This window comes from Caulobacter vibrioides OR37 (genome assembly GCF_000372645.1).
Lineage (GTDB): Bacteria > Pseudomonadota > Alphaproteobacteria > Caulobacterales > Caulobacteraceae > Caulobacter > Caulobacter vibrioides_E.
Genome location: NZ_APMP01000017.1, coordinates 24268 through 51231, shown reverse-complemented (window position 1 = coordinate 51231; position 26964 = coordinate 24268). Strand labels below are relative to the sequence as shown.

The window sequence follows — 26964 nt, the reverse complement described above, 5'->3', positions numbered from 1 at the left end:
GGTCCGAGGCCGTTTTCTTACGGGAGCCGCCTGAGGGTCACCACGACGGGGCGGTGATCCGAGCCCACGGCGGGGCCGCGTTCGATCTTCACGGCCCGCCACTGGCTTCCGGCATAGACATGGTCGATCGGCAGGAACGGAGCGGGGGCGGCCGCCAGACGCGAGAACTGGCCGGCCGGCCAGGAGGCCAGGGCGCGGGTCCAGCGACGCAGGCCCAAGGCCTTGTCCTGCCGCTTCAGCGAGAACGACCACGGCGTCGAGTTGAAGTCGCCGGTCAGGATCGTGTCGCGCTTGTCGAACCCGCTCAGAAACTGAACGAGCTTGCGGCTCTGCGCTTGCTGCGGGCCGGCGGGTATCGGCCAGGTATAGTGAACGGCCATCACGGTGAAGGGGCCCTTGGCGTCGGCGAGAGTCGCCCAGGCCCCGGCGAGAAAAGGCTTGTCGGTGGGGACGCCGCCGCGCGCCAGCATCGTCTTGCGCGAAAAGATCCAGGTCTCGCACTCGGCGACCCGGTCGCAGGATGAGTACGGGTACTGGGCCTTCAGAGCCTTCACGATCGGCGCGGCGCCGCCGGCGCCTTCTTCGATCAGCACGACGTCGGCGTTCTGGGCCTCGACCCAGGCCAACCCCGTTTCCGGAGAGCGGTTGTCGTGCCAGGCGTTGAATTGGACGAGCTTCAGGTCGCTCTCGACCGGCATGGCTGGCTTGAAGCGCCAGGTCGCCCAGTATTCCGGCAGCATCATCACGGCGCAGGCGAGGATGGTCGCGCCGCCCAGACCGACGATCGCCCAGCGCTCGCCGCCGCGCGCGAAGATCGCGCCCAGCGCGACCGCGCCCATGCCCATCAACAGCCACAGCGGCGCGGCGTGGGTCAGGGCGTCGAGTCGATCGCTCCAGGCGCCGCCCAGGCTGGCCAGCGCCAGGCCAAGACCCGCTAGCCCCAGCATCAAGCCGGCGCCACGAACAAGAAGGCTCAGAAGCTGGACGATCAACCGCATGGTCGGCCCTTAGCACAGGTCCTTAAAGGATGCGTCGCTGTCTCTCCCGCCCGGCGAAACCGGGGCTGACCGCATGGAAACGGCGGGGCGCGGGGCGCCATCAGCACACGGATAGGGCAGGCGTGTCTTGACCTGAGCGGCCCGTCGTGCGCTTGAAGCCCGCCCATGCGCCTTTCCGATTTCGATTTCGACCTCCCCGAGGACCGCATCGCCCTTAGGCCCGCCGAGCCGCGCGACGCCGCGCGCCTGCTCGTCGTGCGTCCGGGACACCCCCTGGCCGATCAGGTGGTCCGCCAGTTGCCGGACTTCCTAAGGCCCGGCGACGCCCTAGTCTTCAATGACACCCGCGTCATCCCCGCGCGCCTTTCAGGTCTGCGCGAGGGGCGCGCGACCGGCGGGGGCGATGGCGCGCCGGTGGCGGTCGAAGCGACCCTGCACCGCCGCCTCGCCCCGGACCGCTGGAGCGCCTTCATGCGCCCGGGCAAGCGGCTGAAGATCGGTGACCGCGTGAGCTTCGGGGCGCGCGAGGATCGCGTCCGCGCGCTCGACAGCCTGGACGCCACGATCGCCGAAAAGCACGAGGGGGGCGAGGTCGTGCTGGCCTTCGACCTGTCGGGCCCCGACCTCGATATCGGCATCGCCCGCCACGGCGACATGCCGCTGCCGCCCTATATCGCCGCCAAGCGGGGCGAGGACGAGCGCGACAGATCCGATTATCAGACCGTCTATGCGCGGGAGGACGGCTCCGTGGCCGCTCCGACGGCCGGTCTGCACTTCACGCCCGACTTGCTCGAGGCGCTGAAGCAAAAGGGCGTCTCCCTGCATTTCGTGACCTTGCACGTGGGGGCGGGCACCTTTCTGCCGGTCAAGACCGACGACGTGTCCGAGCATCGGATGCACGCCGAGTTCGGCCAGGTGACGGCCGAGGTCGCCGACGCGCTGAACGCCGTCCGCGCCGCGGGCGGGCGCATCGTCTGCGTCGGCACGACCTCGCTGCGCCTGCTGGAAAGCGCGACCGGCGAGGACGGCGTCGTGCGGCCGTTCGCGGACGAGACGGCGATCTTCATCACGCCCGGTTACCGCTTCCGCGCCGCCGATGTGCTGATGACCAACTTCCATCTGCCCAAGTCGACGCTGTTCATGCTGGTCAGCGCCTTCGCCGGCTCGGCGACCATGCGGGCGGCCTATCAGCACGCGATCGCCACCGGCTATCGCTTCTACTCCTACGGCGACGGCAGCCTGCTGTTCAAAGACGAGACCTCCTGATGGCCGCGTTCCCCTTCGAGATCAAAGCCGTCGAGGGCAAGGCGCGCACGGGCGTGCTGAAGACGCCGCGCGGCGACATCCGCACGCCGGCCTTCATGCCGGTCGGGACGGCCGCGACCGTCAAGGCCATGACCGTCGATCAGGTCAAGGCCACCGGCGCCGACATCATCCTGGGCAACACCTACCACCTGATGCTGCGGCCGTCGGCCGAGCGGGTGGCGCGCCTGGGCGGACTGCACAAGTTCATGCGCTGGGATAAGCCGATCCTCACCGACAGCGGCGGGTTCCAGGTGATGAGCCTGTCGGGGATCAGCAAGCTGACCGAGGAGGCCGTGACCTTCTCCAGCCACGTGGACGGCTCCAAGCACGTGCTGACCCCCGAGCGGTCGATCGAGATCCAGGCCGACCTGCTGGGCAGCGACATTGTCATGCAGCTGGACGAATGCGTCGCCTGGCCGGCGGAGGAGGCGAGGGCGCGGAAGGGCATGGAGCTCTCGGCCCGCTGGGCGCGGCGCTCAAAGGACGCCTTTGGGACGCGCGACACCCAGGCCCTGTTCGGCATCCAGCAGGGCTCGACCTTCGAGGCCCTGCGTCGCGAGTCGTCCGACCGCCTGCGCGAGATCGGCTTCGACGGCTACGCGATTGGCGGTCTGGCGGTGGGCGAGGGGCACGAGGCGATGTGCGAGGTTCTGGACTACGCGCCGGGCCTGCTGCCCGAGGACCGTCCGCGCTACCTGATGGGCGTGGGCAAGCCGATCGATCTGGTCGAGGCCGTGGCGCGCGGCGTCGACATGTTCGACTGCGTCCTACCCACCCGCTCGGGCCGTCACGGCCAGGCCTGGACGTGGGATGGACCCATAAACCTGAAGAACGCCAAGTATGCCGAGGACGAATCGCCGCTGGATCCCGACAGCGATTGCCCGGCCAGCCGCGACTATTCGAAGGCTTATCTGCGTCACCTCTTCAAGGCCGAGGAGATCCTGGGGCAGGTTCTCTTGTCCTGGCATAACATCGCCTTCTTCCAGGCGCTGACGGCGGCGATGCGCGCGGCGATCGCCGAAGGCCGCTTCGAGCGGTTCCGCCGCGAGTTCCGCGCCCGCCACCTGTCTCAGTAGGACGGCCCCTGGGGCAGGGCCGGCGCCTCCTCCTTGTGGATCGGAAAGCGCGGTCGGCGCGGACCGTAGGGATCGGGCGGCGGCGGCATGCCCGGATCGACGACCGGCGGCTCGGCGGGCGGCTTATGCTGGGGCGTGGCGGGGGGATTGCAGCCTCGCGCCTCGCCCAGGCCCTTCAGATAGGCGCGGCGCACGTTGCCCGAGGCGACGGCGCTCTGCACCAGACGATCGTGGCGTTCCGCGCCGGTGAGCTTGCGAACCCAGCTGCGCATCGGGATCAGATCCTGCGCCGTGCTGGCGACCGCGCCGAGCGCGGCTTCGCCAGCGGCCTTGCGCCCTCGGTCCATGAGGTCTTCGTTCGGCGCGGGCGGGTGGCGGTCGATGTCCTCGCCCAGGGCGGTGTCCAGCGGCGTGACCAGGGCGATCAGCGATTTGCAGTCGGCCTTGGCCGGTCGCTGGTACGGATCCTCCATGGCTTCGAGCAGCACACGCGGAATCTTGGTGCGCACCACGTTCACATCCCGCAGCGGCGCGGTCATCGCGCCGGCGATTCCCTCCCGATTGGCCTGGTCGGTCGACTGGATCTTTTCGTCGGGAGGCGGAACGTCCTGCTGGCGCGCGGCCGCCGCGCTGGCCAGCGCGACGCCGCAAGAGGCCCATAGAAGCAAGGTTCTACGCATGACTCACTCAGACTCGCCCACAGCTTTACCTTTATCCTACGCAAAAACGGCGAAACCGTGCTTGCGACCGGGGCGCCCCCCGACTATGGTCCGCGCCGCTTCCACCGGCCCCCGCCGGATCGAGAGCGGGCCGGTAGCTCAGTGGTAGAGCATTCGACTTTTAATCGAATGGTCCTGGGTTCGAGTCCCAGCCGGCCTACCATTCACATGCAAAACACGCATGTTTTCAAAGCCTTGCGAAAGGTTTGACAGCGAGGTTTGACACTTGCTGTTCGATAACTGTTCTCTAGCTGAACAAGAACGGCTCGGGGAGATGATCATGGCCGGTGCGGCAACCTGGTCACATTCTGACTACATCGCTTTGGCGAACGTCATTGGCTCGATCGCTGTTGGCGCGGCTGTGATCTTCGCGACGTTCTTCGGGCCGATCAAAGCGGCACGAGGAGCCGATGCGAGAGCGGCGGCTGCCGCCAGGCGAGAGGATCGCATGAGGGTATTTCGAATGCTCATGGCGCATAGGTACGACGTCACGCACCGGGATTTCGTCATGGGGCTCAACATGGTGCCCATCGAATTTCAGGACTCTGCCGACTGCAAGGCGGCGTTCTCAGCATATCTCGATGCCTATCATGCGCGTAACACCGACCGCGAGGATTGCGCCCTTATCCGCAAGAACGCCACGATCCGCCTGCTCACCGCTGTCGGTTCCGAGCTTGGCTACGAGCTAGAGCAGCTCGATTTGATGGAGCAGGTTTACGCTCCTAAGGGCTGGTCTGACGATGTCGAGAAGGGTGCGAAGATCGCCAGCCTGCTGACGGACATCGCTGACGGGAAGCGGGCGTTTCCTGTGTTCACAGTCGTTGCGCCAAACCTCCTTCAACAAGGCGCAGAGGGCGCGTTGGCGCTACGCGTCACGGCTGTTGAAAACGGCTGACGCTAGAGCTTCTGGCTCGCTGAGCCCGCGAGTTTGGCTTGTGCGGCGGACCGCGTGTAGCGCTCCACCGCCTTTAAGGACCGATAACCAGTTACGGCTGCGATTTAGTGCGGGTTGCATTGTGCTGGCGACGCCGCTGTTCGACGCGGCCCGTTTTGCCCAAGGGCTGGTCCGGGCGCTTCGGGAGATCGCCGCTTGAGCGATGCGGCGCGCTTCGCCAGTTTTTCTCCCAGGCCGACTCCGGTTTTCTCATTTGCCCCATAATTGGAGTAGGGATTTAAGCGGCTCAGGTTTCATAGCGTCGCGGGAGCCGGTCTCGGTTCCGCACGTTCAAGTTTCACTAGAGCCATGTGGCGAGCCCGGACCCAGGACGACGATCAGCCGATGACCGCCGACACCGCCGCCAGCCGGCCGTCGCCACCGCCGCCTCGACCACCGGGCAGGCGGCCCTTCTTCCGTCGCCGCTCGGCCATACCGGGCTTCGGTCTCAGCATGGGCGTCACCCTGACGATCCTGTCGCTGATCGTGTTGATCCCTTTGACCGCCGTGGCTTTGAAGGCCGCGCACCAGTCGCCGGAGGCCTTCTGGGCCGCCGCCTTCAATGATCGCAGCCTGGCGGCCTATCGCCTGACCTTCGGCGCCGCTTTCGTGGCGGCGGCGGTCAATGGCGTGTTTGGCGTTCTGACCGCCTGGGCGCTGGTCCGCTACGAGTTTCCGGGCAAGACGATCGTCAACGCCCTGGTCGACCTGCCGTTCGCCCTCCCGACCGCGGTGGCGGGTATAGCCCTGGCCACCCTTTACGCGCCGAAGGGCTGGGTGGGTCAATTTCTGACGCCGCTTGGGATAAAGGCGGCCTATAATCCGATCGGCGTGGTCATCGCCCTGACCTTCATCGGCCTTCCGTTCGTCGTCCGCACCATCGAGCCGGTGCTGCGCGACGCCGCCGAGGATGTGGAGGAGGCCGCCGCCAGTTTGGGCGCGGACCGTTTGCAGACCATCGCCCGCGTGGTGTTGCCCGCCCTGGCGCCGGCTTGGCTGACCGGCTTCGCCATGGCCTTCGCCCGCGGGGTGGGCGAGTACGGCTCGGTGATCTTCATCGCCGGCAACATGCCCTACAAGTCCGAGATCGCGCCGCTGCTGATCATCATCCAGCTGGAACAGTTCGAGTATGAGCGGGCGGCGACGATCGCGGTAGTCATGCTGGCGGTGTCCTTCACGATGCTGCTGGTCATCAACGCCATCCAGGCCTGGTCGCGGAGGTTCGACTGATGCGCGCCGTTGGTACCCATCGCCGCGCCACGGATGATCCGGCCTGGACCAAGGCGGTGATCATAGGCGTGGTGATGCTGTTCCTGGCCCTGGTGCTGGTGCTGCCCCTGGTCGCGGTGTTCGTCGAGGCGCTGCGCAAGGGCGTGGGGGCGGCCCTGGCGGCGATCAGCAACCCGGACGCCCTGGCGGCGGTGAAGCTCACCCTGCTGACCGCCTTGATCGCCGTTCCGTTCAACGCCGTGTTCGGCCTTTGCGCCGCCTGGGCGATCGCCAAGCACGACTTCCCGGGCAAGGCGTTCCTGATCACCCTGATCGACCTGCCGTTCTCGGTCTCGCCCGTGGTGGCCGGCCTGATCTACGTGCTGGTGTTCGGCCTGCAGGGCTGGTTCGGGGAATGGCTGCTTGATCATGACCTGAAGATCATCTTCGCCGTGCCGGGGATCGTGCTGGCCACGATCTTCGTGACCTTCCCGTTCGTCGCCCGCGAACTGATCCCGCTGATGCAGGAGCAGGGAACGAGCGAGGAGGAGGCGGCGGTTTCGATGGGGGCTGGCGGCCTGACGACCTTCTGGCGCGTGACCGCGCCGAACGTGCGCTGGGGCCTGCTGTATGGCGTTCTGCTGTGCAACGCCCGGGCCATGGGCGAGTTCGGCGCGGTGTCGGTGGTCAGCGGCCATATTCGCGGCCTGACCAACACCATGCCGCTGCACGTCGAGATCCTCTACAACGAGTACGATTTCGTCGGCGCCTTCGCCGTCGCGGCACTGCTTTGCCTTCTGGCCGTGGTGACGCTGGTTCTGAAGACGGCGCTGGAAGTCGCCCAGCCCGGCGTGCGCGGCCGCGGCGGACACTGAACGGACCGAAGACCATGACCATCTCCATCCGCTCGATCGAAAAGAAGTTCGGCCGCTATCCGGCCCTGAACAAGGTGGATCTCGAGATCGCCGACGGCGAGCTTCTGGCGCTGCTGGGGCCGTCGGGCTCGGGCAAGACGACCCTGCTGCGCACGATCGCTGGCCTGGAGTTCCCGGACGCGGGGCAGGTCCTGTTCGACGGCGAGGATGTCACCTTCGCCTCGGCCGCCGCGCGGCGCGTGGGCTTCGTGTTTCAGCAGTACGCGCTGTTCAAGCATATGACCGTGGCCAAGAACATCGCGTTCGGTCTGGACGTGCGTAAGGGCAAGGACAAGCCCGACAAGGCCGAGATCGCTCGCCGGGTCGAGGCGCTGCTTAAGCTGGTTGAGCTGGAGGGCTTGGGCAAGCGTTATCCCTCGCAGCTGTCGGGCGGTCAGCGCCAGCGCGTGGCCCTGTCGCGCGCCCTGGCCGTTCAGCCCAGCGTGCTGTTGCTGGACGAGCCTTTCGGCGCCCTGGACGCCACGGTTCGCAAGTCGTTGCGCAAGGAGCTGCGGCGCGTGCACGACGCCACGGGCGTCACCACGATCTTCGTCACCCATGATCAGGAGGAGGCCCTGGAGCTTGCCGATCGGGTGGCCATCCTCAACAAGGGCCAGATCGAGCAGGTTGGCACGCCCGACCAGGTGCACGAAGAGCCCGAGACGGCCTTCGTCTGCGGCTTCGTGGGGGAGGCCAACTGCTTCGACGGGCGGGTCGGCGATGGCCGTTTCAGCGCCGGAGCCTTGCAATTGCCGGCTTCGGGTCTGCGCGACGGTTCCGCGACGGCCTATGTGCGTCCGCATGACTTCGTGCTTGACGACGCGGGCTTCGAGGTGCGGGTCGATCGCGCTCACGTGCAGGGCGCCTTGACCACGGTCAACGCCACGACCTTGGACGGCAGGCCGCTGGAGATCAGCGCTTCGCGCGCCGAGGCCGCCCGTTTCGCGGGCACGGTCAGGATCAGCGCGCGTAAGGCGCACGTTTACGCCGCTTAAGGAACTTCTGCCGTTAAGCTCGCCGCGAAGGCTATCGCGGTTCGATCCCAGCACGGGGCGCGGTCGCGGCGCGGTCTTCGGTCGGCGGGAGCTCTAAAGGTCGCATGGTGATGGTCGAGCCTTCGGGCGCGGAACGCCGCGCGCATCCCCGTATGCCGGCGGCGCGCAAGATCTACGTCGTCGATGATCCGCGCTCCTGGAAATGCTCGTTGCTGGACGTGGCCGAGAAGGGCGCGCGCCTGTCGACCGCCGGAAGCGCCTCGCCGCCGGATCAGTTCGTTTTCGTCGACGCGGGCGGACGTCGCGTGCACCTGGCTCAAGTGGTGTGGCGGTCCGGCGCCGAGGTCGGCGTGCAGTTTCTGCGAACCGAGCGTATTGGTCCTCGAGCCGGCGGCGCGGCGGGAGCGCTTGAGATCGCGCGCAAGTTCGCCGCCAGCCCGGCGTCGGACGGTCCTCGGTAGGAACTACTGTTGTTGCTGTTGTTGCTGCTGATGCAGGTCTTCGCGTAGCGCCGCGTCGGGGCGACGCCGGCCGCCGGCGAAGTTGGGGCGAGCCATGCGCATGAATTCCGGCTCGGCCACGGCGGCCCTGGCGCGCCGCACCGACACGCCGACCGCCAGCTGGCTTTCGGAGTCGCCCTTGTAAACACCGCGCGACGGCGTAACGTCGGCATAGTCGCGTCCCACCGCCACGGCCACGTGGCGCTCGCCGGCCATCATGTTGTTGGTCGGGTCGAAACCGACCCAACGCAGGCTGGGCAGGAACACCTCGACCCAGGCGTGGGTCGCATCGGGATCGGAGCGGTCACCCTGGTCGCGGTCCGTGAACAGATAGCCCGAGACGTATCGGGCCGGCACGCCCCAATCGCGGCAGATGGCCAGCATGATGTGGGCGAAGTCCTGACAGACGCCGCGTCCCACGCCCAACGCCAGGTCGATCGGGCTGTCGGCGTCGGTGACGCCCGGCTGGTACTCGAACGCGCCGTAGATGGTTTCCGAAAGGACGCGGACGGCGGTCAGCGGGTCTTTCCGCTTTAAAGCGTCGAGGTCGTGGTTGGCGACGAAGGCGCGCAGGGCGTCGGTCGTCTCGACAAAGCCGTGCGGCCGCAGGAAGTCGAAGCACTCGCCCCGCACGAACTCGCTGCGCAGGCGGTCCCACTCACCCATGTCCAGATGCGCGGGCCGTTCGGGCGGCGCCTCGGTTTCAACCGCCGAGCGGGCGATGATGGTCAGCTTGTCATGCGGTTGCGGGACGTCGAAATGATAGACGGCGTTGCCGAAGCTGTCGGCGTAAGAGAACAGCTGCGCGGCCGGCTCGATGTCCAGCTCGAAGCTCACCAGGCGCTGGCGCGCGGTCTTCTGGGGCTGCATCCACAGCTCCATCAAGCTTTCCCGAACGGGACGCTCATAGTGATACTGGGTGACGTGGCGGATTTCCAAGAGCACGGGCGTATACCTTAGGCGGGCAGGCGCATTTCGAGCGGATAGGCCACGAAGGTCTCGTAGATCGCTTCGTGGATACGCGCGCATTCGTTGACGACGGTGGTCAGCAGCGGACCGGCGCCGACGGCTTCCAGCTCGTCGACATCCGCATATTCCAGGCGGGCCTTCAGGCGGCCGGCCAGGCGTTCGGGCCCGGCGCGCTCGCCGGCGGAGACCCGGCGGGCCAGCGCCGCCAGGTGCTGTTCGATCTGCGCGGTGGCGAAGCGGATCGAGCGAGGGAAGTCCTCGTCGAAGACCAGGAATTCCAGGATGTGCCGGGGCTCGATCTCGGCGGTGTAGACCCGCAGATACGGTTCCAGGGCGCAGGCCATCCGCAGCACGCTGACCAGGGCAACGTGGTCGTCGACCTGGCGGTCGGCGGGGGTCTTGGCGAAACAGACCTCCAGCAGGCGCGAGACCAGCTGCGCGCGTTCCATATGGATGCCCAGCATCATGAACCGCCAGCTTTCGCCGTGGCTCATGGTGGTGTCGGCCGCGCCCTTGAACAGATGCAGGTCGGCGATCACGTCGTGCAGGAAGGTGCTGGACGCGTCCTTGAACTCCTTGCCCGCCTGGGGATCGGTGACCTTGAGGTAAAGCAGGTTCAGCCGCTCCCAGGCCTCCGTCGTGATCTGGTCGCGGACCTGTCGGGCGTTCTCACGCGCGCGGGCCAGGGACGAGACCACCGAATTCGGGTCCTGGCGGTTCAGCACCAGAGCCCGAGCGGCCTCGTAGGAGGCCACGCCCGCGCCATCGCCCGGCTCGCCCACCGCGGCCAAGGCGATCAGCACGGCCTGCGCGCCGGACTCGGTCTGGTCCAGGGTGGCGTTCAACATCACCGAGGACAGGCGCGAGAGGTGCTCGGCGCGTTCGATGTACCGGCCCAGCCAGTAAAGGCTGTCGGCGACTCGAGCCAACATCATGAGCGCGCGCTCCCCTGACCGACGCCATTTCCGTGGGCGTGACCATTTTCCTCGGCCAGCACCCAGGTGTCCTTGCTGCCGCCGCCTTGGCTGGAATTGACGACCAGCGAGCCGCGCTTCAGCGCGACTCGGGTGAGGGCGCCGGGGGTGACGATGGTCTTTTCGCCGGACAGGATGAAGGGACGCAGGTCGACGTGGCGTGGTTCGATCCGGCCGTCGATCAGGCATGGGGCTGTCGACAGCTGGATGGTCGGCTGGGCGATGTAGTTCTCCGGATCGGCCTTGATCGCCTTGGCGAAGTCGTCGCGCTCCTTCTGGCTGGCGTGTGGCCCCACCAGCATCCCATAGCCGCCCGAGGCGCCGACGGCCTTGACCACGTACTTGTCCAGGTTGCCGAGCACGTGCTGCAGCTGCCTCGGCTCGCGGCAGAGGAAGGTCTCGATGTTGGGCAGGATCGGATCCTGGTCGAGATAGTAGCGGATGATGTCGGGGACATAGGCGTAAACGGCCTTGTCGTCGGCGACGCCCGTGCCCGGCGCGTTGCAGATGACCACGTTGCCGGCCCGATAGGCGTTGAACAGGCCCGCCGCGCCCAGGGAGCTGTCACGCCGGAAGGTGAGGGGATCGATGAAATCGTCGTCGACCCGGCGATAGATCACGTCCACCCGGCGCAGGCCCGTGGTTGTGCGCATGTGGACCATGTTCTCGTGCACCACCAGATCGCGGCCCTCGACCAGCGGTACGCCCATCAAGCGGGCGAGATAGGCGTGCTCGTAATAGGCGCTGTTATAGACACCAGGGGTCAGCACCACGACCTGAGGCTCGGCGCGCCAGCCGGCGGCCATGCTCTTAAGCGTCGACAGCAGAAGGTCCGGATAGCGTTCGACCGGCCGCACCCCGGCGGCGCGATAGGTGCCCGGGAAGGTACGCTTGGCCGCGTCGCGATTGGCCAGCATGTAGGAAACGCCGGACGGGACCCGCAGATTGTCCTCCAGCACCGCGAACTCGCCGTTCTGCTGGCGGATAAGATCGCTGCCGCAGACGTTGGCGTAGGCCTTGTGCGGCACATAGAGGTGCTGCATTTCGCGCCGGTATGATGGCGCGCCCAGGACAAGCTCGCGCGGCACGACGCCGTCCATCAGGATCTGTTGGTCGCCATAGATGTCGGCCAGGAACAGGTTCAGCGCCTGCAGCCGCTGGGTGAGGCCCGCCTCGATCTTCGACCATTCCGCGGCCGGAATGATGCGGGGAAAAAGATCCGTCGGAATGATCCGCTCGGTGGTGTTTTCCGCCCCATAGACCGTGAAGGTTATGCCTTGCAGCAGGAACGAGCGCTCCAGCGTCCGCTGGCGCCCCGCCAGTTCCTCGGCGCCCAGCGTCGACATGCGCGCGTGCAGCGGATCGTAGTGTCGCCGGACCTCCCCTTGGGGCGTGAACATTTCGTCATAGGCCACCCCCGGCAGGTAGGCCGCTTCGGTCATCGGCAGGGTCGGTGCGCCCTCTAGGGTCTGGGTCTTCGCCGCCACGTTTCTTTCCGTGTTGTCTTCGCCTTGGGCTCGTTCCGGGAGGATCGAGCCGATTCGACACTAAACGTCGCATGTTTCGGGCGCGGCGGGATTCGACCTCCGCCGCGCGGATGCGCACGACTGCCTATCATTTGGGCGCCAATCGCCCCGTTTGAGAAGCGTCGGCGTCCGTCCGCTCGTTGCATTTCCGATCGTGACACAGCGCCGACCCCGGACTACAGCAGGAACGGGGGCGCTTAGCGCGGGGAACGTGATTTGGTGCTTGGGCGGTACTCCCTGGCTTTGACGGCTGTGACTTGGCTTCTGGCGACCAGCGCCTTCGCCGACGAGCCGATGGCCCAGATCCAGGGCGTCGAGGACAAGAGCCTGCGCGAGGCGATCCAGCGCGCCCTGACGCAATCCAAGCATCCCGCTCAAAGCCGCGCCGAGGCTCGGCGTCGCGCTCGCCAGGCCGGCGAGGACGCCATCGCCGTGCTCCGCGCGGAGGGCTATTACGGCTATACCGTCGAGCCCGACGTGCTGGACGGCGATCCGCCGCGCGGCGTGGTCCGCATCACGCCCGGCCCGCTGTTCGTCATCGCCGACCCCCGCATCGATTGGGCGGGCAAGGCGCCCGACGAGGGCAGCGCCCAGCGCGCCGTTCTGGCCATGCACCTGGGCGACGGCGAGCCGGGACGTTCCGCCGACGTGGTCGGCGCCGAGGGGCGGGTGGTCGCCCAGATCCAGAAGCTGGGCTATGCGGACGCGGTCGCCCAACCGCGCGAAGTCATCGTCGACCACGCGGATCACACGGTTCGTCCAGCCTTCAAGATCGACGCCGGTCCGCTGGTCCATCTGGACGGTATCGACGTCGTGACCAAGGGGCGCACAAATCCGGCCTGGGTCAGCCATCTGGCCACCTGGCGCGCGGGCGATATCTATGATCCCGAGGACGTGGCCGAGCTGGAGCGACGCCTTCGCGACACCGGCGTCTACGACTCGATCGCGGTCTCCGTCGCCGGCGAGGACAAGGCCACGGCGGACGGCTTCCGCCCTGTGGTCGTGACCCTGGCCGATCGCAAGTCGCGGACCGTCGAACTGGGCGCGGGCTACTCGACTAGCGAGGGCGCGGGCGTCGACGCCCGATGGATTCGCTATAATCGGCTGCGCCGCGCCGACACCACGACCTACATCGCCCGGCTGGCCAAGCTGGAGCAGCGGCTGGAAGCCGACCTATCGCTGCCCCATTGGCGGCGGCCGCAACAGACGCTGAAGCTGACCAGCGCCGTCTTCCGCACCGACACGTCCGCGTATAACGAAACCGGCGCCACGATCGGGGTCGACGTGACCAAGCGTCAACAGATCACCTCCTATCGAACCTTTGGCGTTTCGCTGGATCTCTCGCAGACCAAGGAGAAGGTTAACGCCGCCGGGACCGTGGCTGGACGCAGCCTCAACCTGGCCACCTTCGCGGGTCTGGCGGCTTATGCCCTGGATTTCTCCGACAGCATCCTCGACCCCAAGCGCGGCTGGCGTCTCGAAGCCCGGGCCGAGCCCATCTATGTGGTCGGCGACACGAACCTGCCGTTCCTGAAGCTGACCACCCAGGGGACGGCCTATATCCCGTTCGGATCCCAGGCCAGCACGGTGCTGGCCTCGCGGGTGAAGCTGGGCGCCATTCTGGGCGGCGGCATTCCCGACGTGCCGGCCGCGCGGCGCTTCTACGCCGGCGGCGGCGGATCGGTGCGCGGCTATGCCTATCAGGCCATTGGTCCGCGTCTGGCCGACAACACCCCGCAAGGCGGCATCTCGCTGGTCGAGACCTCGGTCGAGTTGCGCCAGAAGGTCACGCAGCGCTGGAGCGGCGTGGTGTTCGTCGACGCCGGGGCCATCGGCACCCACACGACGCCTCAAAGAGAGGATTTCAAGGCCGGCGCCGGCTTCGGCGTGCGCTATGACCTGGGCTTCGGCCCGATCCGCGCCGACATCGCCGCCCCGCTGGGCCGCCGCAAGGGCGACCCGACCTTCCAGATCTATCTCAGCATCGGGCAAAGCTTTTGAGCCGGGAACACGACAAGCCCGATCTGACGGACACGGTCGTTCACGCCGCCGAGGCGGCGGGCGAGGCCGCGGCCGAGGTCGCTCAAGCCGCGGTGAAGAAGCTGGGCTGGGGCGGGATCGCCCTCATTGTTTCGGCCATCTTCGCGGGCGTTCTGATCATCATGGCCGGCGGTCTTCGCTACGCCCCGATCACGCCGCAGGGCCGGATGTTCCTGGAGGCCCGCGTCTCGGGTTTGAAACTGGGGCGTATCGGCGTCCTGCGCATCGAAGGCCTGTCGGGGGATATCTGGAAGGACTTCGGCGTCCGGCGCCTGACTATCTCCGATCCCAGAGGCGTCTGGTTGGAGGCGCACGATCTGCGCGTGGCCTGGCGACCGACCGAGCTGTTCGGCCGTCGGTTCCACGCCGAACAAATCGCCGCGCGCGACGTCTCGATCCTGCGGCGCCCCGTCATGGGCCCGGCGGGCAAGTCCAGCGCCGCGCCGCTCTCGATCGACCTCGACGCCTTCGCCTTCCGCCTGCTCACGCGACCGGAGTTCAGCGGTCAAGCAGGCGATTTCGATGTCTCCGGCGCCTATGACATGGCGAGGCTGGGTGGGCAGAAGGGGCAGTTGGCGGTGTCGTCGCGCCTGCACGCCGGCGATCACCTGAATCTCGACTTCGATTTGGGCCGCGGCGATACGCTGCATCTGAAGGCGGACGCTCAGGAGGCCAACGGCGGAGCGATCGCCGGCGCCCTGGGCTTGCCCGCCAATCGTCCATTCGATCTGAAGGCCAAGGCGGACGGAAAGACCAATCGCGCGACCTTCGATGTCGTCGCGCGGTCCGGCGGCGCGACGCCGCTCGAGGCTCAAGGCGCCTGGACGCCGCAAGGCGGGTCCGCGCGCGGTCGCGTGGACCTGAGCGCTTCCAGCCTGACCCAGCGTCTGCAGCGCATGTTCGGCGCCGAGGCGAACTTCACGATCGACGGCCAGAAGGCGACCGCGGACGGCCTCTCGGCCTTGGTCTTGCGGGTTCGGGCCGAGAACCTGACGCTGGACGCCCATGGCCTGGCCGATCTGGCCAAGCGTCGCACGGGACCGCAGGGGCTGGCCTTCAACGCCCGCATCGGCGCGCTAAAGCGCATCGTCTCCATTCCGCAAATGGGCCAGGGCCTGGCCGACGGCGTCTTCCGGTTGGAGGACGGCGGCTTCTCGGTGGAGGGGACCGCCGATGTCGCCGACCTGGAACTGTTGGGCTATCACCTCAAGCGCGCCAAGGGGCCGGCCAAGGTCCGTTGGGCCAAGGGCGAACTGGAGATCAAGGCCGAGGCCGCGACCTCGGGCGGCGGCGGCACGGGCCTTTTGGCCCTGCTGGGGCCCAGTCCAAAGGCCACGTTCGAGGGCGCGCGGATCAAGGGCGGCCGTTTCCTGATCAAGGCCGCGCGGATCGATGCGCCGAACCTGATCGTCACCGGCAAGGGCGAGCGCGCCATCCTGGGCGGCCTGACCTTCGACGGCGAGATGCGCGTGGCCAGCATGGGGCCGGTCCGGCCCGGCGCGAAGGGCTCTCTGCTCGCCAAGTGGACCGCGTCCAGCTTCGCCGGGCGGCCGTGGGGCTTCACGGTGGACAGCCAGGCCGCGGGCTTCGCCACCGGCTATGCCGAGATCGATCGGTTGCTGGGCGCCGCGCCGCGCTTCAACGGCAAGGCGAGCTGGAACGACGGCGTGCTGACGGTCTCGGACGCGAGACTGGACGGGACCAACGCCTCGGTGAAGTCGTCCGGCAAGCTGACGGCCCAGGGCTTGGGTTTGGACTTCAAGCTGGACTGGACCGCGGCGGGGCCGTTCGTCGCTGGTCCGGTCGAGATCGCCGGTAAGGCGGCGGGCGACGGCAAGGTCGGCGGCGCCCTGTCGACGCCCAAGGTCGATCTGAACGCCGATTTCGACTCCATCGACCTGCCGCGCCTGCCGCTGAAGAAGGCGCATCTGACCCTGACCTTCGCGCACGGCCCCAACGCCACGGACGGCGCGGCCGCGCTGCAGGCGACCAGCGACTATGGTCCGGCCCGAGGACGCGCGTCCTTCCGCTTTTCGCCAGGCGGCATCGAGCTCAGCGATGTGGATGTCGACGCCGGCGGGGCCAAGGCCAAGGGCGCGGTCTCGCTTCGCAACGCCATGCCGGCGACGGCCGATCTGACGGTGGCCATCGGGCCGGGGGCCTTTATCCCGCAAGGTCAGGTCAAGGGCTCGGCCAAGCTGGTCGACGCGCCGGGAGGCGGCGGTCCGGTCGCGACCCTGGATCTCACCGCTCAGGATGTCGCGGCGGGCGAATGGAAGCTGCGTCAGGCGCGCATCCGCGCCGATGGGCCGTTGGCGCGTCTGCCGCTGTCGATCGACGCGCGGGGCGAGGCGCCCGGCGGCTTCTGGAAGCTGGGCGGCGCGGGCGAGCTGGCGCAGAATCCCGGCGGCAAGATCTATGACCTGACCCTGAACGCCTCGGGCAAGATGGGGCGAACCGAGGTCAAGACCCGCGAGGCCGCCAAGATCCGGTTCGGCGACGGCCCGACCCAGGCCCGTCTGCGCCTGGCCATCGACAAGGGCCGCGCGGACATCGACGCCGACCTGGGCGGCGCGGTGGCCATGCTGAAGGCCGAACTGAGCGGCGTGACCCTGACGGCCTTCGATCCCGACCTGGATGGCGATATCGACGGTTCGTTCAACCTGCATGGTCAGGGAGACGTGCTCGGCGGCGACTTCACCATGCGTCTGTCCAACGCTCGCGAGCGGGGCGCCAGGATCGACCAGTCCCTGAACGCCAAGGTCCACGGTGAACTGGCCGACCGCCGGCTGACCATCGGCTTCGACGGCGACAACCGCCAGGGCTTGAAGGCCGAGGCCAATCTGGTGCTGCCGGTCGAGGCGTCGGCCAAGCCGCTGACCCTGATGATCGACAAGAAGCGCGGGGTGCAGGGGCGTTTCATGGCCCAGGGCGAGATCAAGCCGCTCTGGGACCTCTTGATGGGACCCGAACGGTCGCTGTCGGGGCGGATCAATCTGCAGGCCAGCCTGGGCGGCACCCTGGCCGACCCGCGCCTGATCGGTTCGGCGACGCTGGACAGCGGCGGCTTCGAGGATGGCCAGTCGGGTCTGCGCCTGCGCAATGTCACCTTGCGCGCGGCCCTCGCCGACAACGCCATCGATGTCAGTCAGGCCATCGGCGAGGACGGGCAGGGCGGCACGGTCTCGGGCGCGGGACGGATCAGCCTGGCCCGCGACGGCGTCGGCAGCTTCAAGCTGGACATGAAGAGCTTCCGTTTGATCGACAACGACCTGGCCTCGGCGGTCGCCACGGGCCAGGCCAGCGTCAATCGCTCCGCCGACGGCAAGATCAAGCTGACCGGGGCGGTGACGCTGGACCGCGCCGACGTCTCGGCCCAGACCAGGACGCCGGCCGGCGTCGTTGCCATGGATGTCGTCGAGCGCAACCGCCCGCTGGACCTGGACCAGGGCCTGCAGCGTCGCCCGACGACGGGCGGCATGATCCTCGATCTCGACTTGAAGGCGCCGCGCCGGGTGTTCGTGCGCGGGCGCGGTCTGGACGTGGAGTTGTCGCTCGACGCCCATGTCGGCGGCACCTCTCTCGCGCCCGCCCTGACCGGCGTGTCGCGGATGGTGCGCGGCGAATACGACTTCGCCGGCAAGCGGTTCGAGTTCGACGACGACGGGGTGGTCTATCTGTCCACCCAGCTGGATCATATTCGCCTGAACCTGTCGGCCACCCGTCAGGACACGGCGCTGACGGCGGTGGTCAAGATCCAGGGCACCGCGGCCAAGCCCGAGATCACCCTGACCTCCAAGCCCGAGCTGCCCAGCGACGAGGTGCTAAGCCAGGTGCTCTTTGGCGCCTCGGCCGCTCAGCTGACGCCGATCGAGGCCGCTCAACTGGCTTCGGCTCTGGCCGCCCTGGCCGGCGGCGGCGGCTTCGACGTGATCGGCAATCTGCGCAGCTTCGCCCGGCTGGATCGCCTGGCGTTCGCGGAGAGCGCCACGGGCATGACGGTGGCCGGCGGAAAGTACGTGACCGACGACGTCTATGTCGAAATCATCGGCGGGGGCCGCGAGGGACCGGCGGCGCAGGTCGAGTGGCGGGTTCGCCGCACGCTGTCGCTCGTCTCGCGGATCGGCAGCCAGAACGACGCCAAGCTTTCCGTTCGCTGGCGAAAGGACTACTAATCCAGCAAGGCTGTTGCGCGGGCGATCGGTTTCCTCTTGGGAGGCGACAACGATTTGCCCGCGGCCCTTGGTTATCGTGACTGAGGGAGGATCGGCGTTTCATGCGACTCAATTCGGAAGATCGCGCGGTGCTGGACCGCATCGCGCGCGACGGCGGGCGGATTATCGACCGCGCCGTGGCGTGGTGCGCCGTCAACTCGGGCAGTCGGCACTTCGAAGGGTTGGAGCGCCAGAGGCGGATCTTGCTGGACGCCGCCGCGGTTCTGCCCGCCGCGCCGATCGATATCCCGCTATCGGCGTCTCGCGAAATCACCGCCGAGGGACGCGAGAGCGAATTCCACCATCCGCCGTCGCTCGCCGTGATCGTCCGACCCGAGGCGCCGGTGCAGGTCGTGCTGACCGGCCACTACGACACCGTCTATCCGCAGACGAGCCCCTTCCAGGTCGTCCGCACGCGCCCCGACGGCGCGCTGCATGGCCCGGGCATCGCCGACATGAAGGGCGGCATCTCGGTCATGCTGGCGGCGCTGGAAGCCTTCGAAGGCTGCCCGGACGCGGCGAATGTCGGCTATCGCCTGTTGCTGTCGCCCGACGAGGAGATCGGCTCGATCGCCTCCGGGCCGGTGCTGGCCCGGTTCGCGCGGGAAGGGCATGTGGGCTTGACCTACGAGCCGGCCTTGGCGGACGGGGCCCTGGCCTCGGCGCGGAAGGGATCGGGCAATTTCCACATCGTGGTTCGAGGCCGCGCGGCCCACGCCGGCCGCGATTTCGCCGCCGGCCGTAACGCCGTGATCGGCGCTGCGCGGATGGCCGAGAAGCTGCACGCCCTCAATGGCCAGCGCGACGGAGTCACCGTCAATGTCGCGCGGATCGACGGCGGGGCGCCGCTGAACATGGTGCCGGACGTCGCCGTGGTTCGCTTCAATGTCCGCTTCCCGGAGGCGGAGGCCGCCACGTGGTTCGAGGCCGAGGTCGCCCGCATCGTCGCCGAGGCCGGCGAGGACCTGCACGCGCATCTACACGGCATGATCACCCGGGGCGCCAAGCCTTTCAACGCGGCTCAGCAGCGCCTGTTCGGGGCGGTGAAGGACGTCGGCGCCCTGCTAGGTCAGGACATTGCCTGGAAGCCGTCCGGCGGCGTATGCGAGGGCAACAACCTGTTCGCCTCGGGCCTGCCGAACGTCGACACCCTGGGGGTGCGCGGCGGCGACATCCACAGCGAGGCCGAGCACGCCTGGCCGGAGAGCTTCGTCGAGCGCGCGCAGCTTTCGGCCCTGATCCTGATGAAGCTGGCCAGCGGCGAGATCGACGCCCGGGCCATCCATAGCGCGATGGAGACTCACTGAATGCTCGTTGTCCGTCCCGCCGGCCCCGCCGACTTCGATGCTTTGATGGAGCTGGCCGTGCTGTCGGGGCGCGGTTTCACCAGCCTGCCCGAGGACGAGCCGACGCTGCGCGCGCGCCTTGATCTCTCGGAAGCCAGCTTTCAGGCCGGCGTGGCGCCGCCCGAGGCCTGGTACACCTTGATGCTGGAAGATCTGGAGACGGGCTCGATCGAGGGCGTGGCCGGGGTGAAGGCGGGCGTCGGCCTGAAGCGCCCCCACTTCTCGTTCCGGGTCGTGACCCTGGCCCAGTCGTCGCCGGTGCTGGACATGCGGTTCGACCACAAGGCCCTGGTGCTGGTGAACGAATGCGCCGGTTGGTCTGAGGTCGGCTCGCTGTTCCTGCGCCCCGAGAAGCGCAAGGGCGGCGCGGGGCGTCTGCTGGCCCAGTCGCGCTACATGCTGATCGGCATCGAGCCGCAGCGCTTCGCGGAGATGGTGCTGGCCGAGCTGCGCGGCTGGTTCGACGAAGACGGTCGCTGTCCGTTCTGGGAGCACGTCTCGCACAAGTTCTTCCGTCTCGACTTCGATCAGGCCGACCGAATGAGCGCCTCGACCGATGGGCAGTTCATTCTCGACCTGGCGCCGCGACACCCGATCTATACCGAGCTGATGCCTGTCGAGGCGCGGGACGTTATCGGCCGCGTCCACCGCGATGGCGAGGCCGCCCGCGCCATGCTGGAGCGCGAGGGCTTCCGCTACCAGGGCCTGGTGGACCTGTTCGACGCGGGTCCGACCGTGGCCTGTCCGCGCGACGACATCCGGACGGTTCGCGATTCCCGGCGGTTGCGGGTCAGGCTGGGCGAAGACGCCTTCGGCGAGGAGGCGCTGGTCTCGACCGGCGAGGTCGCGCGGTTCCGGGCCGTGCGGACCCCGGTGCTGATCGACGGCGAGGCGGCGATCCTGGGCCGCGAGGCGCTGGACGCGCTGGGAATTTCCGAAGGCGAAATGGTGCGGGTGAAGGCATGAGCGGCGGACTGTTCATCGACGGCAAGTGGCGTTCGGGCCAGGGCGCGGAGCTGGTCTCCACCGATCCGGCGACCGAGGAGGCCGTCTGGCGCGGCGCGACCGCCAGCCAGGGCGACGTGGCCGAGGCCGTGGCCGCCGCGCGCCGCGCCTTCCCCGGCTGGGCGGACCGGTCCCGCGAGGAACGGATCGCGATCCTGCGCCGCTACAAGGAGATCCTGACCGAGCGGGCGCCCGCCTTCGCCGAGGCCTTGAGCCGCGAGACCGGCAAGGCGCTGTGGGAGACCAAGGCCGAGCTGGGCTCGATGACCGGCAAGGTCGATCTCTCGATCCGCGCGTATGATGAGCGCACGGGGGTCACCGAAAACACCATGCCGTTCGGCCGCGCCGTGCTGCGCCACCGCGCCCATGGGGTGATGGCCGTGCTGGGGCCGTACAATTTCCCCGGTCACCTGCCTAACGGCCACATCGTGCCGGCCCTGCTGGCGGGCGACACCGTTGTCTTCAAGCCGTCCGAGGAAACGCCCCTGGCCGGCCAACTGATGGTCGAGGCGCTGGAGGCCGCCGGCGTTCCGGCGGGCGTCGTCAATCTGGTTCAGGGCGGTCGCGAGACGGGCCAGGCGTTGATCAATCAGGAGATCGACGGCCTGCTGTTCACCGGCTCGGCCGCGGCCGGAGCCTTCTTCCGCCGCCACTTCGCCGACCGGCCCGACGTGATCCTGGCCCTGGAGCTGGGGGGCAACAATCCGCTCGTGGTCTGGGACGCCGAAGACGCGGACGCCGTGGCGGCCTTGGTCGCGCAGTCGGCCTTCATCACCACCGGCCAGCGCTGCTCGTGCGCGCGGCGGCTGATCGTTCCGGACGACGCCTTTGGCCAGGCCGTAATCGACGCCACGGCCGCTCTGGCCGACCGCCTGTCGATCGGTGCGTGGAACGGCCAGGACGAAGTCTTCATGGGCCCGCTGATTTCGGCCCGCGCCGCCAACGCCGCGCGCGCGACGGCCAGCGCGATGGGCGGCAAGCCCATTCGATCGCTGGGCGCGGTCGAGGGGCTGAGCGAGGCCTTCGTGACGCCCGGTCTGATCGACGTCACCGGCGTCGACATCCCGGATGAGGAGCTGTTCGCCCCTTGGCTGCAGGTGCGCCGCGTGAAGGACTTCGACGCGGCGCTGAAGGCCGCCAACGCCACGCGCTACGGGTTGTCGGCCGGATTGATCTCCAACGAAGCCGGGCGGTGGGACCAGTTCCTCAAGCACATCCGGGCGGGCGTGGTGAACTGGAACAGGCCCACCACCGGCGCGGCGGGTTCGATGCCGTTCGGCGGGCTGGGCGCTTCGGGCAACCATCGGCCCAGCGCCTACTACGCCGCCGACTACTGCGCCTATCCGGTGGCCAGTTTCGAGGCCGAGGCGGTGGTGGATACGTTCAAGGATATCAAGGGGCTGCGAGGATGACCTTCGCCGTCGAGGCCAATTGCGACGGCCTGGTCGGGCCCACCCACTCCTTCGTCGGCCTGTCGCCCGGCAACCTCGCCAGCCAGAAGAACGCCGGCGAGGTGTCCAACCCGCGCGCGGCCGCGCTGGAGGGGCTCGGGAAGATGCGCCGCCTTCACGACCTGGGCGTGCCCCAGTTCGTGCTGCCGCCGCATGAGCGTCCCGCCGTAAGCCTTTTGAGAGCGCTGGGTTTTTCCGGGAACGACGGCGCCGTTATCGAGAGCGCCTGGAAGGTCGCGCCGGCCCTGGCGGCGGCGTCCTGCTCGGCCTCGCCGATGTGGGCCGCCAACGCGGCGACCGTGACCCCCAGCGCCGACGCCGCCGACGGTCGCGTTCACTTCACGCCCGCCAACCTGTTGACCAACCTGCATCGCAGCCTGGAGGGGCCGCAGACCCGTCGGTCCCTGCGTCGCCTGTTCGCGGACGAGACGCGTTTCGCCGTCCACGAGCCTCTGCCGGCTCAGCCGCACTTCGCCGACGAGGGCGCGGCCAACCACGTTCGTCTTTGCGCCGAGCACGGCGCGCCGGGCGTGAACCTGTTCGTCTGGGGGCGCGAGGCCTGGGAGCGATGGGACGGCGCGTTTCCGGCGCGTCAGACCCGCGAGGCCTTCGAGGCGGTTCAGCGGCGCCACGGCGCGGCGCGGGCGGTCTTTCTCCGGCAGGGCAGGGCGGCGATCGCGGGCGGGGCGTTCCACAACGACGTGGTCTGCGTCGGCACGCGCGAGTGCCTGTTCTTCCACGAGCGCGCCTTCGAGGATCGCGCCGGGATGGAGCGTCAGGTTCGCGCGGCCGCCGAGGGACTGTTCGAACCGGTCTTCGTCGAGGTGTCCGAGGCCGAACTGCCGATGGCCGATCTGGTGGCCAGCTATCTGTTCAATTCGCAGCTGCTGGTGGTTCCTGGCGAGGATCGTCTGGTGCTGTTGGCGCCGGTCGAGACGCGCGACAATCCGCGCGCCCATGCCGTGGCCGAGAGCCTGGCGTCATCCAATGGACCGATCGGAAGGGTCGACTACATCGACGTGCGTCAGAGCATGCGCAATGGCGGTGGTCCGGCCTGCCTTCGACTGCGGGTGGTGTTGACCGACGAAGAGCTCGCGGCGGCCAACCCGGCCCAGCGGTTCACTCCGGGCTTGCACGCGACCCTGGCCGACTGGGTCGAGCGGCGCTACCGCGACCGCCTGGCCCCCGCCGACCTGGCCGATCCCAATCTGCTGACCGAGAGCCGCGAGGCGCTGGACGAGCTCGTCGGCATCCTGGACCTGGGCGCCGATTTCTATCCCTTCCAGCGGAACGGGACTTAGATCGCCCCCGCGGTGGAGCTAGTGGCCGACGCGCCATCCTTGCGCAGCGCGGCCAGGGCCTCGGGAAAGCGGCGCGACAGCGGCGCCGTCACCGCGCCGAGTTCGACGGCATAGTCGCCCGAGCCTTCCGATCTAAGCGCGGTCATCCTGGTCGTATTGATCCCCCACGACTTGTGGCAGCGGACAAAGCCGTGAGGGGCGAGGTCCCCCAGCACCGCCGTCAGGGACGCGCGCATCAGCGGACGGCGGCCGTCCGCCAGCACGAACTCGACATAGTTCCCGGCCGAGCGAACCGCGAGAATCTCGGCGACCGGAACGCGGAGCCGCCGCGCGCCATCCTGAATGTCGAACGTGGGCGGCGCGGCCGGGAGAGGGAGCTCCCGCGGCTTATGGGCGCTGCGCTGCAGCGCCAGCCAGAAGATGATCATGGCCAGCGCGTAGGACATCATGTCCTTGCGGAATTCGTAGGGGAATTCCGTCGACAGGGGGCCGAACACGTAGCGTTCGTGGAGCAGCGCTGAATGGCATAGCTTGCGAATGGCGACGAAGCTGGCGACGTGAAGCGCCGAATAAAGCAGGACGGCGATGAGGTGGGCCGGCGCGGCCCGCCACCATCGTGGGCGGCGTTTCACCATCCAAAGCGCCATGGCGCCGGGGATCAGGAAAACGAAGATCGTGACGAGCGTGCTGCTCGTCTCCCAGATCGCTGGGCGGACAAGACCAAGACGCGGCGCGTCATGCTGGATCGTCAGCACGTTCACCAGCGCGATCGCCCAGACGAGCGCGACGCCTAGAAGCCAAGCGCGGCCCATCCACAGACGGTCCTCGCCGGTCATCCCGAAAAGCGCGCCGATCGTCCCGGATAGCTTTCCGGTCGTCCCACCCAGGGTCCGTTGATCCCGAGGCGCTTGGCGGTCGGCGACCCCGCGACGCAGGTCCTTGGCGTCGTTTTTCAAGCCGGACGCCCCCTCATGACCCAAACCGCCCCGCCTCTCGATCGGCGCCATGACCTCGACTGGATTCGGGTCTGCGCGTTCTTTCTGCTGATCCTCTACCACACGGGCATGTTCTATGTGCCGTGGGATTGGCATGTGAAGTCGCCGCGCATCGTGGAGGGGCTGATCCCCTTCATGCTGATGACCAACCCCTGGCGGCTGACTCTGCTGTTTCTGGTCTCGGGCGCGGCGACGCGGTTCATGGCCGACAGGACCACGATCGGGAAGCTGGCCGCCGCGCGGGTCGCTCGGCTATTGCCGCCGCTGCTGTTCGCCATGATCGTGGTCGTGCCGCCACAGTCCTACTATCAGGTTGTCGAGTACATCGCCGCCCATCCCGGGACGTCTCTGAGCGTCGACAATTTCTGGGGTCGCTACATGACCGCCCAAGGTCACTGGTGCGGGGTAGACGGCCACTGCCTGACCACGCCGACTTGGAACCACATGTGGTTCGTGGCCTATCTGTTGTTCTACACCCTCGTGCTGGCCTTGATGCTTCTGGTCTGGAGGCGAGAACACGTTCAAGGCGGCGCCGAGCGCGTCCTGACGCGTTGGGGGCTGTTCGTTTGGCCGATCGCCTTTCTGGGTTTGGCCCGCGCATTGCTGATCCGGTTTGGAGAGACCCACGCCCTGATCGGCGACCACTATGTCCACGCGGTGTCGTTCAGCGCCTTCCTGCTCGGCTTTGGTCTGGCCAAGTCAGAGGTTCTGAAGCAGCGAATGATCGCCGCTCGCTGGCCGGCGCTGATCATGGCGGTCGCGGCGTGGGCGGGGTGGGCCAGCTATGTCTGGACCTATCGCCATGACGCGCCCATTCCGCCGCCTCATCTGGTCGAGGCGATGCGCTTCGTCTACGCGACCGACACCTGGTGCGCGATCGTGGCCATTCTGGGCTTTGGGGCCAAGCATCTGACCCGAGGCGGTCCCGTTTTGCGCTATCTGACGGTCGGCGTTTTCCCATTCTACCTGGTCCATCAGACGATCATCGTCGTCCTCGCCCATCATCTGGCCAAGCTGAGGTTGCCGCTGGGATTGGAGGCGGCGATCCTGGTGGCCGCCACCTTCGCCGGCTGCTTTGTCACCTACGAGGTCGCGCGGCGGCTTCCGGGCGCGCGGATTCTGTTCGGCTTGAAAGGTCAGCCGGCGACCGACAGCCGACCGCCGGCCTTCGCATAGGCCTGGGTGCCCCGCGTGAGAATGGCGTCGCCGGGCACGAGCTCGGCGACGCCGATGTCGGTGGCGTCGGCCAGATTCTGGTAGAGCGCGCCGAAGTCGCGCAGCGTGACCTCTTGCAGGGTCTGGATCGAGTCGATCACGAAATAGACCTGCTGGAAGTCGTCGATCCGGTAGTTCGTCCGCATCACCCGCTCAAGGTCGAAGCCGATGCGGTTCGGCGAGGGATCGTCCAGGGCGAAGATCGACTCGGCGCGCGAGGAGACGATGCCGGCGCCGTAGATGCGAAGGCCCGCCGGGGTGTTCATCAGGCCGAACTCCACCGTGTACCAGTAAAGGCGGGCGAGGTTGGCCAGGCGGCCGAGGCCGAGCGCGCGCTGGCCGCCCTGGCCATAGGCCTGCATGTAGTCGGCGAAGACCGGGTCGGTCAGCATCGGCACGTGCCCGAAGACATCATGGAAGATGTCCGGCTCCTGCAGGTAGTCCAGCTCGTGCGGCTTGCGGATGAACTGGCCGGCGGGGAAGCGGCGGTTGGCCAAATGATCGAAGAAGACGTCGTCGGGAACCAGGCCCGGCACGGCGACGACGCTCCAGCCCGTCAGGCGCTGAAGTTCCTCGTTGATACGGGCGAAGTCGGGGATGCCCGCGCGGTGCAGGTCCAGCGCGTCGAGGCCGCGCATGAACTCGTCGCAGGCCCGGCCGTGCAGCATGGCGGCCTGACGCTCGTACAGCGTGATCCAGACGTCGTGCTCGGCCTGGGAATAGGTTTCCCAGCCTTGATCGATCGTCCAGTCGGGGCGGGCGCCCGGGGGCGGCCCGTTGCTAAAGCCATCTCCGCTCATGGAACGACGCTACGCCCTGAATTTCGCAAAAGCTGTTCGGAGTTTGCGCTGAATACGCGGATCGGCGGATAGACTTTGCGGGCTAGTGCGAGATCCGGGGGCGAAGCTTGTACTGCCCGTGGTCGAACGACTCGAAGATCACCGAGGTCTGCGGGTGCCCCACCGGCTCCCCCGTATCGTCGGGTAACAGGTTCTGTTCGGACACGTAGGCGACGTAGCTGTTGTCCCCGTTTTCGGCCAGCAGATGGTAAAAGGGCTGATCCTTGGTCGGCCGGATGTCTTCCGGGATCGATTGCCACCATTCCTCGGTATTGGCGAAAACCGGATCGACGTCGAACACCACGCCTCGGAACGGGAAGATCCGGTGCCTGACGACCTGTCCAATCGCGAATTTGGCGAGTCTCAAGTTCATGCGGAAACGATAGTGCGCGGGACCTGACTGAAACCTGAACGGTGAGACTTCCGAACCCGGAATACA

22 protein-coding genes and 1 tRNA gene are annotated in these 26964 nt (G+C 67.8%); 15 read left to right on the top strand and 8 right to left on the bottom strand.

Features of this window, described 5'->3' with window-relative positions; all coding sequences use genetic code 11:
• Positions 1–17: 17 nt before the first annotated feature.
• Positions 18–998, bottom strand: coding sequence for an endonuclease/exonuclease/phosphatase family protein (locus tag OR37_RS13305; protein WP_004620674.1), 981 nt, complete (start codon positions 996–998; stop codon positions 18–20).
• Between the two features lie 165 nt (positions 999–1163).
• Here OR37_RS13305 and queA point away from each other — a divergent pair, with 165 nt between their 5' ends.
• Positions 1164–2264 carry a tRNA preQ1(34) S-adenosylmethionine ribosyltransferase-isomerase QueA gene (queA, locus tag OR37_RS13300; protein WP_004620673.1) on the top strand — a complete coding sequence of 367 codons (1101 nt, stop codon included), beginning with the start codon at positions 1164–1166 and terminating at the stop codon, positions 2262–2264.
• Positions 2264–3379 (top strand): tRNA guanosine(34) transglycosylase Tgt, encoded by a 1116-nt coding sequence (gene tgt, locus OR37_RS13295; RefSeq protein WP_004620671.1) that lies wholly within the window; start codon positions 2264–2266, stop codon positions 3377–3379. The genes queA and tgt overlap by 1 nt, the downstream gene beginning before the upstream one ends.
• Here the strand turns inward: tgt and OR37_RS13290 are convergent.
• A complete protein-coding gene (locus OR37_RS13290; protein WP_004620670.1) occupies positions 3373–4059 on the bottom strand; it encodes a hypothetical protein in 687 nt (228 codons plus the stop codon). The two genes, tgt and OR37_RS13290, sit on opposite strands and share 7 nt — an antisense overlap.
• Before the next feature lie 127 nt (positions 4060–4186).
• Between OR37_RS13290 and OR37_RS13285 the strand changes: the two genes are divergently transcribed.
• From OR37_RS13285 to OR37_RS13260, 6 genes are all read left to right on the top strand, one after another.
• Positions 4187–4261, top strand: a tRNA-Lys gene (locus OR37_RS13285).
• 63 nt (positions 4262–4324) lie between these two features.
• Complete coding sequence (locus OR37_RS13280; protein WP_131368827.1) at positions 4325–4993, top strand: DUF6680 family protein; 669 nt, start codon at positions 4325–4327, stop codon at positions 4991–4993.
• Positions 4994–5377: 384 nt separating this feature from the next.
• Entirely contained in the window at positions 5378–6262 is an 885-nt protein-coding gene (cysT, locus tag OR37_RS13275) for a sulfate ABC transporter permease subunit CysT (RefSeq protein WP_035017408.1), read from the top strand.
• A complete protein-coding gene (cysW, locus tag OR37_RS13270) occupies positions 6262–7116 on the top strand; it encodes a sulfate ABC transporter permease subunit CysW (protein ID WP_004620667.1) in 855 nt (284 codons plus the stop codon). The genes cysT and cysW overlap by 1 nt, the downstream gene beginning before the upstream one ends.
• 14 nt (positions 7117–7130) lie before the next feature.
• On the top strand, positions 7131–8150 hold the full coding sequence (locus OR37_RS13265) for a sulfate/molybdate ABC transporter ATP-binding protein (RefSeq protein WP_004620666.1): 1020 nt from the start codon (positions 7131–7133) through the stop codon (positions 8148–8150).
• A gap of 104 nt (positions 8151–8254) precedes the next feature.
• Positions 8255–8611: a PilZ domain-containing protein gene (locus tag OR37_RS13260; RefSeq protein WP_035017400.1), complete on the top strand. Its 357-nt coding sequence runs from the start codon at positions 8255–8257 to the stop codon at positions 8609–8611.
• A gap of 3 nt (positions 8612–8614) precedes the next feature.
• Here OR37_RS13260 and OR37_RS13255 read toward each other — a convergent pair whose 3' ends face one another.
• Genes OR37_RS13255 through OR37_RS13245 form a run of 3 tightly spaced genes read right to left on the bottom strand, consistent with a single transcriptional unit; the run spans position 8615 to position 12080 of the window.
• Complete coding sequence (locus tag OR37_RS13255; RefSeq protein ID WP_004620664.1) at positions 8615–9595, bottom strand: transglutaminase family protein; 981 nt, start codon at positions 9593–9595, stop codon at positions 8615–8617.
• An 11-nt stretch (positions 9596–9606) separates the two neighbouring features.
• Positions 9607–10554 (bottom strand): alpha-E domain-containing protein, encoded by a 948-nt coding sequence (locus tag OR37_RS13250; RefSeq protein WP_004620663.1) that lies wholly within the window; start codon positions 10552–10554, stop codon positions 9607–9609.
• Positions 10551–12080, bottom strand: coding sequence for a circularly permuted type 2 ATP-grasp protein (locus tag OR37_RS13245; protein WP_004620662.1), 1530 nt, complete (start codon positions 12078–12080; stop codon positions 10551–10553). The genes OR37_RS13250 and OR37_RS13245 overlap by 4 nt, the downstream gene beginning before the upstream one ends.
• A 255-nt stretch (positions 12081–12335) precedes the next feature.
• Between OR37_RS13245 and OR37_RS13240 the strand changes: the two genes are divergently transcribed.
• From OR37_RS13240 to astB, 6 genes are all read left to right on the top strand, one after another.
• The gene (locus OR37_RS13240) at positions 12336–14120 is read left to right on the top strand and encodes an autotransporter assembly complex protein TamA (RefSeq protein WP_035017399.1); all 1785 of its coding nucleotides are present in this window, start codon (positions 12336–12338) and stop codon (positions 14118–14120) included.
• Between the two features lie 92 nt (positions 14121–14212).
• Entirely contained in the window at positions 14213–18334 is a 4122-nt protein-coding gene (locus OR37_RS13235; protein WP_165570615.1) for a translocation/assembly module TamB domain-containing protein, read from the top strand.
• Between the two features lie 101 nt (positions 18335–18435).
• Entirely contained in the window at positions 18436–19680 is a 1245-nt protein-coding gene (locus tag OR37_RS13230; protein WP_004620659.1) for a hydrolase, read from the top strand.
• On the top strand, positions 19681–20685 hold the full coding sequence (locus OR37_RS13225; protein WP_004620658.1) for an arginine N-succinyltransferase: 1005 nt from the start codon (positions 19681–19683) through the stop codon (positions 20683–20685).
• Complete coding sequence (gene astD / locus OR37_RS13220) at positions 20682–22136, top strand: succinylglutamate-semialdehyde dehydrogenase (RefSeq protein ID WP_004620655.1); 1455 nt, start codon at positions 20682–20684, stop codon at positions 22134–22136. Before OR37_RS13225 ends, astD begins: the two co-directional genes overlap by 4 nt.
• Complete coding sequence (gene astB / locus OR37_RS13215) at positions 22133–23476, top strand: N-succinylarginine dihydrolase (RefSeq protein ID WP_004620652.1); 1344 nt, start codon at positions 22133–22135, stop codon at positions 23474–23476. The genes astD and astB overlap by 4 nt, the downstream gene beginning before the upstream one ends.
• On the opposite strand, the gene OR37_RS13210 is transcribed toward astB, so the two are convergent.
• Positions 23473–24432, bottom strand: a complete 960-nt coding sequence (locus OR37_RS13210) for a LytTR family DNA-binding domain-containing protein (protein WP_004620650.1) — start codon at positions 24430–24432, stop codon at positions 23473–23475. The two genes, astB and OR37_RS13210, sit on opposite strands and share 4 nt — an antisense overlap.
• Before the next feature lie 15 nt (positions 24433–24447).
• On the opposite strand from OR37_RS13210, the gene OR37_RS13205 reads away from it, so the two are divergent.
• Entirely contained in the window at positions 24448–25647 is a 1200-nt protein-coding gene (locus tag OR37_RS13205; RefSeq protein ID WP_004620649.1) for an acyltransferase family protein, read from the top strand.
• On the opposite strand, the gene phhA is transcribed toward OR37_RS13205, so the two are convergent.
• Positions 25608–26486, bottom strand: a complete 879-nt coding sequence (phhA, locus tag OR37_RS13200) for a phenylalanine 4-monooxygenase (RefSeq protein WP_004620646.1) — start codon at positions 26484–26486, stop codon at positions 25608–25610. The two genes, OR37_RS13205 and phhA, sit on opposite strands and share 40 nt — an antisense overlap.
• 82 nt (positions 26487–26568) lie before the next feature.
• The gene (gene hspQ / locus OR37_RS13195; RefSeq protein WP_004620645.1) at positions 26569–26898 is read right to left on the bottom strand and encodes a heat shock protein HspQ; all 330 of its coding nucleotides are present in this window, start codon (positions 26896–26898) and stop codon (positions 26569–26571) included.
• Positions 26899–26964 lie beyond the last annotated feature (66 nt).

Bases quoted from the DNA above. Each gene is read 5' to 3' on its own strand.
- OR37_RS13305 (WP_004620674.1), bottom strand. From the start codon at position 998: ATGCGGTTGATCGTCCAGCTTCTGAGCCTTCTTGTTCGTGGCGCCGGC.
- queA (WP_004620673.1), top strand. From the start codon at position 1,164: ATGCGCCTTTCCGATTTCGATTTCGACCTCCCCGAGGACCGCATCGCC.
- tgt (WP_004620671.1), top strand. From the start codon at position 2,264: ATGGCCGCGTTCCCCTTCGAGATCAAAGCCGTCGAGGGCAAGGCGCGC.
- OR37_RS13290 (WP_004620670.1), bottom strand. From the start codon at position 4,059: ATGCGTAGAACCTTGCTTCTATGGGCCTCTTGCGGCGTCGCGCTGGCC.
- cysT (WP_035017408.1), top strand. From the start codon at position 5,378: ATGACCGCCGACACCGCCGCCAGCCGGCCGTCGCCACCGCCGCCTCGA.
- cysW (WP_004620667.1), top strand. From the start codon at position 6,262: ATGCGCGCCGTTGGTACCCATCGCCGCGCCACGGATGATCCGGCCTGG.
- OR37_RS13265 (WP_004620666.1), top strand. From the start codon at position 7,131: ATGACCATCTCCATCCGCTCGATCGAAAAGAAGTTCGGCCGCTATCCG.
- OR37_RS13260 (WP_035017400.1), top strand. From the start codon at position 8,255: ATGGTGATGGTCGAGCCTTCGGGCGCGGAACGCCGCGCGCATCCCCGT.
- OR37_RS13250 (WP_004620663.1), bottom strand. From the start codon at position 10,554: ATGATGTTGGCTCGAGTCGCCGACAGCCTTTACTGGCTGGGCCGGTAC.
- OR37_RS13230 (WP_004620659.1), top strand. From the start codon at position 18,436: ATGCGACTCAATTCGGAAGATCGCGCGGTGCTGGACCGCATCGCGCGC.
- OR37_RS13225 (WP_004620658.1), top strand. From the start codon at position 19,681: ATGCTCGTTGTCCGTCCCGCCGGCCCCGCCGACTTCGATGCTTTGATG.
- astD (WP_004620655.1), top strand. From the start codon at position 20,682: ATGAGCGGCGGACTGTTCATCGACGGCAAGTGGCGTTCGGGCCAGGGC.
- astB (WP_004620652.1), top strand. From the start codon at position 22,133: ATGACCTTCGCCGTCGAGGCCAATTGCGACGGCCTGGTCGGGCCCACC.
- OR37_RS13205 (WP_004620649.1), top strand. From the start codon at position 24,448: ATGACCCAAACCGCCCCGCCTCTCGATCGGCGCCATGACCTCGACTGG.
- phhA (WP_004620646.1), bottom strand. From the start codon at position 26,486: ATGAGCGGAGATGGCTTTAGCAACGGGCCGCCCCCGGGCGCCCGCCCC.
- hspQ (WP_004620645.1), bottom strand. From the start codon at position 26,898: ATGAACTTGAGACTCGCCAAATTCGCGATTGGACAGGTCGTCAGGCAC.